Raw genomic sequence first — 3,711 nt, forward strand, 5'->3', positions numbered from 1 at the left:
GTGCCACCGCCACGTTCACCACCACGACCAGCGCGCTGACCAGCCACACGCCGCCCACCGACGCGAGCCTCAGCGCCGGTGGCAGCTGCCACTGGCTGGAGCCGAGCAGGCCCCAGGGGCCGCCCAGGTTCTCCCAGGACCGCGCCAGTTCCACCAGGAGCCAGCCCGAGGGCAGGACCACCAGGGCCGCCACCGAGCGGCGCCGGGAGGGCGGACCGCCCAGGAAGCGGCGGACCAGCCAGCCCCACGGCGCCCACAGCAGGCCGAGCAGCGCCGCTATCACCACCGTGAAGACATGCAGGCTCGGCAGCAGCCAGTGGTGCACGGCCACCATGAAACCCAGGCCGCCGAGCCATCCGTCGAGCAGGGCCCGCCGGGCGGTGGGCGCGGTGCGGGCCAGCAGGATCCAGGGCACGAGCGCCACGTACGCCAGCCACCACAGGGAGGGGGCGGGGAAGGCGAGCGCGGGCAGGGCGCCCGCCAGTACCGCGGCGGCGCCGCGCCACCACCGGGAGGCGAGCAGGCACCGCGCGCGGCTCCCSAGCCGCCTTCGCGCATCGTCGCGGAACTGGTCCATGCAGCGCCTCCCTCGTCCCCGGCGCCGGGCCGGGTACCCAGTGTGCGCGCCGTTGACGATCTAGAACAGTGGGCGGTCGCGGGGTAGGGGGACGAGGCTCTCCGGGCGGGTTTCCGGGCTGGTCCCGGCTCGGCCGATCTCTTCGGGCCGGGGCCAGGGCCCGGCCGGAGCCGCGGTCTCTTCGACCGAGGCTAGTGCCCGGCCGGGGCCGCGTGCGGGCGCTCGGTGATCCGGCGCCACTTCTCCTCCACCACCACCTGGCGCAGCCGCCAGCCCGCGCCCGTGCGCAGGAGCGCGAAGCGATACCGCCCGCCGCACTCGAAGTCCGGTGCCGTGGACTTCGGGGCGCCCTCGCGGTCCGGGAACCGCATGGGGTTCAGATAGTCGGCCTGCACGCGGGCGGTGTCACCGACGTCCTGGTCGAGGGTGCCGAACTCCAGCCTGCGGTTGGCGATGAGGTGCTGGCGTACGGGGAACATCCGCATGGTCTCGGCGAGCCAGGCCGCCACCTCGTCGGCGCCGCCCTCGATGCCGCCCGCCGAGCGGTAGTCGGCGCGGCCCCGCGGGGCGAAAAGCTGCTCGTAGGCGCTCCAGTCGCCGTCGTCGACGGTCACCGCGTACTCGGTGATGAGGGCATCGATGGCCAACCGGTCGATCACGGCGGCCAGTTCCACGCGCTGCGTCATCGGCTCAGTGTTGGGCACGGGAGGTGCCGAGCCAAGGGGCGTGCAGGCACCGCGCCCGCGCCCGGCGCCAGGAGCCACCCTAGGCGGCTCGCACGACCTCCGCGCGGACCGCCTCCGCCCACTCCGTCACCAGGTGCTCGTACTCGGTGCGCTGCTCGGCGGTGAGGCGTCCGCCCGCGCGCAGCCACAGGCCGCGGATGCGCTCGTTCAGTTCCACGGAAGAGCGCACGGAACCATGGGGTGGTGGGGTTAAGGGCATGAGGTCAAGCCTAGGGGATGGCTACGACAATCGGAACTGTCAGCGACCGTACACCTCCGCCAAGTGATCGATCGGGGCCGTTCTTCCTCGGGTAGCCGCCTGCAAACCGGTATGGAACGGTGTAAAAGGACTCTGGAGATGTGACGAATCACCGCCGAGTCCGTCTGAGCCCATGCCGTGCACGTCCGAGAGAGGTGGCGCGATGTCGTCCAAGCGACGCCGCAAGAAGAAGGCCCGCCGCAAGCACGCGGCCAACCACGGAAGCCGTCCCCAGTCATAGTCCCGGCCGGGCTCCCGGGGGCCGCCCGCCGGGGGCCCGGCCGGTCCACTTCCACGCCGCCGTCACCTCCCTCCCCGGTCACGCGGAAGGAGGTGCCGCTCGACCCGGCGCACTCCTTGATCGCATACTTGCGGGACGGCCGAACGGGCCGTGAGCAGGAGCGGGTGCGACACGGAGGGCGAGGGGCGGGGCGTGGCGGACCGGTACGGGAGCTGGGCCGAGCTCGCCGCGACGGAGACCGAGGGGGTCGACTACCGGATCAGGTCCGCGGGGCCCGTCGGGGCGTCCACCGCGGTGATCGCCGTCCACGGCGGCTCCATCGAGGCCGGTTCGGGCGAGATGGCCCGCGAGGTCGCGGGGGCCCGGACGCGGACGCGGTACTACGAGCTGGACGGAATGAAGTCCTCCGGCAACGCCGACCTGCACATCACATCGACGCGCTACGACGAGCCCGGCGCCCTGGCCGCGGTGACGGCCGCCCGCAGCTGCCTCTCCTTCCACGGCTACCGGGGCGCTGCCCAGGTGGCCATGACCGCGGTCGGCGGCCTGGACGCCGCGCTCGTCGCCCATGTGGTCCACGAGCTGACCGCCGCCGGATTCGCCGTCACCACCGCCGCGGGCCGGATCGCGGGCACCCACCCGGCGAACATCTGCAACAGGGCGTCGGGCGGCGGCGTACAGGTGGAGATGAGCGAGGCGCTGCGCCGCAGCTTCTTCCCCGGCGGGGACTTCTCCCGGGCGGTACGCGAGACCGGCGCCCGCACGGAGACCTTCCGCCGCTACGCCGCCGCCGTCCGGGCGGCCCGCGTCCGGCGCGAACTGGTTCCGGGCCGTAGGCTCCCTCACCCCGCCGACTCGCCCGCGTGCGGGCTCAGCACCCCCATGCCGACCAGCACGAACAGGACGATGCCGAGCAGGACCCGGTAGTAGACGAACGGCATGAAGCTCTTGGTGGTGATGAACTTCATGAACCATGCGATGACGGCGTAGCCGACCACGAACGCGACGATCGTCGCGAAGATCGTCGGGCCCCAGGAGACATGGCCCTCGCCCGCGTCCTTCAGCTCGAAGACGCCGGAGGCGAGGACGGCGGGGATGGCGAGGAGGAAGGAGTAGCGGGCTGCGGCCTCGCGGGTGTAGCCCATGAGCAGGCCGCCGCTGATGGTGGCGCCCGAGCGCGAGACGCCGGGGATCAGGGCCATCGCCTGGCAGACGCCGAAGATCAGACCGTCCTTGACGCCGAGCTCGCGCAGGCTCTTGCGCTCACGCACGGCACGGTGCTTGCCGCCCGTCTCGTCCCGGGCCGCGAGCCGGTCGGCGACGCCGAGCACGATGCCCATCACGATCAGCGTCGTGGCGATCAGGCGCAGATCGCGGAACGGACCCTCGATCTGGTCCTTGAACGTCACGCCGAGCACCCCGATCGGGATCGACCCGACGATGACCAGCCAGCCCATCTGCGCGTCGTGGTCCGAGCGCGGCACCTTCCCGAAGAGCGAGCCGAACCACGCGGACAGGATGCGCGCGATGTCCTTGCGGAAGTAGATCAGGACGGCGGCCTCGGTGCCGATCTGCGTGATCGCCGTGAACGCCGCGCCGGGGTCGTGCCAGCCCGCGAACGCCGCCGTCAGCCGCAGATGCGCGCTGGAGGAGATGGGGAGGAACTCGGTCAGTCCCTGGACGAGTCCGAGGATGAAGGATTCAAGCCAAGACATGAGTACTGCGCCGTCCAAGTACTGATCATCGGACCGCGGCTGCGGTCGGAGCGGTCATCGAGAGGCGTGGCTGCGACAGAAGAAGCGTAAGAGGCGGGAAGTGCGGGCGAACGCCGGAACGCGAGGGGTGACCGGGTGATCACGTCCCTCGACGGGGGCAGCGTAGCGGGCCAAAGTTACGGGGTGGTGGGAGG

At 72.0% G+C, this 3,711-nt stretch carries 4 protein-coding genes and 1 pseudogene; 1 reads left to right on the forward strand and 4 read right to left on the reverse strand.

The genetic code is table 11. The features are described from left to right. The 3 genes and pseudogenes from AB8Z36_RS33940 to AB8Z36_RS33950 all read right to left on the reverse strand — a co-directional run. A pseudogene (locus AB8Z36_RS33940) lies at positions 1-577 on the reverse strand (apolipoprotein N-acyltransferase); the annotation flags it as partial. Between the two features lie 191 nt (positions 578-768). Next, positions 769-1,263, reverse strand: coding sequence for a nuclear transport factor 2 family protein (locus AB8Z36_RS33945; protein WP_369217233.1), 495 nt, complete (start codon positions 1,261-1,263; stop codon positions 769-771). A gap of 79 nt (positions 1,264-1,342) precedes the next feature. After that, a complete protein-coding gene (locus AB8Z36_RS33950) occupies positions 1,343-1,492 on the reverse strand; it encodes a hypothetical protein (protein ID WP_440582069.1) in 150 nt (49 codons plus the stop codon). 460 nt (positions 1,493-1,952) lie between these two features. Here AB8Z36_RS33950 and AB8Z36_RS33955 point away from each other — a divergent pair, with 460 nt between their 5' ends. Beyond that, a complete protein-coding gene (locus AB8Z36_RS33955) occupies positions 1,953-2,729 on the forward strand; it encodes a poly-gamma-glutamate hydrolase family protein (RefSeq protein WP_369217235.1) in 777 nt (258 codons plus the stop codon). Here the strand turns inward: AB8Z36_RS33955 and AB8Z36_RS33960 are convergent. Next, positions 2,645-3,517, reverse strand: a complete 873-nt coding sequence (locus tag AB8Z36_RS33960; protein ID WP_369217236.1) for an undecaprenyl-diphosphate phosphatase — start codon at positions 3,515-3,517, stop codon at positions 2,645-2,647. The two genes, AB8Z36_RS33955 and AB8Z36_RS33960, sit on opposite strands and share 85 nt — an antisense overlap. Between the last annotated feature and the right edge of the window lie 194 nt (positions 3,518-3,711).

This window comes from Streptomyces flavofungini, assembly GCF_041028215.1.
Taxonomy (GTDB): domain Bacteria; phylum Actinomycetota; class Actinomycetes; order Streptomycetales; family Streptomycetaceae; genus Streptomyces; species Streptomyces flavofungini_B.

Coding starts and splice junctions, on each gene's coding strand:
- AB8Z36_RS33945 (WP_369217233.1), bottom strand. CDS start 1,263: ATGACGCAGCGCGTGGAACTGGCCGCCGTGATCGACCGGTTGGCCATC.
- AB8Z36_RS33960 (WP_369217236.1), bottom strand. CDS start 3,517: ATGTCTTGGCTTGAATCCTTCATCCTCGGACTCGTCCAGGGACTGACC.